Consider the following 548-nt stretch of genomic DNA (forward strand, 5'->3'; position numbering starts at 1 on the left):
GATCAAGGTGGCGGGCGCGGCCTATTTGCTCTGGATGGCCTGGCAAGCCGTCAAGCCCGGGGGCCTGGCGCCTTTTGAAACGCGCGAGCTGCCGCACGACCCGCCGCGCACGCTCTTCCTCATGGGTTTTATGACCAACCTGCTCAACCCCAAGGTCGCCATGTTTTATCTCTCGTTCTTCCCGCAGTTTTTGCACCCAGAACGCGGCGACCTGCTGCTGCAAAGCCTGACGCTGGGCGCCGTGCAGATCAGCGTCAGCACGGGTGTGAACACRGTGCTGATCTGYTTCGCCGCGGCGATTGCCGGTTTCCTCAACCGCAATATCAGCTGGATGCGCGTGCAGCGCTACGTGATGGGCACGGTGCTGGGCCTTTTGGCGCTGCGCCTGCTGACTGAAAAGCGGGCGGCCGCATGAGCCGCCGGACCGCTCCCAAGGCGAATGCCGCAGCTCGCAGAGCGGAGACCACCCAATGAGCGCCGTACTCGACCACAAGCCGCAGCTGGGGAACAGCATGCTGCCTTCGCTGCAGGAGATTGAAGACGCGGCG

The 548-nt window shown here is 63.9% G+C and carries 1 protein-coding gene; it reads left to right on the forward strand.

Annotated features, from left to right (window positions below):
• On the forward strand, positions 1-415 hold a 415-nt coding region (locus tag AC1D12_RS35005), incomplete at its 5' end, for a LysE family translocator (protein ID WP_477845631.1).
• Positions 416-548: the final 133 nt, after the last annotated feature.

Source organism: Rhizobacter sp. P1_G5, assembly GCF_056405435.1.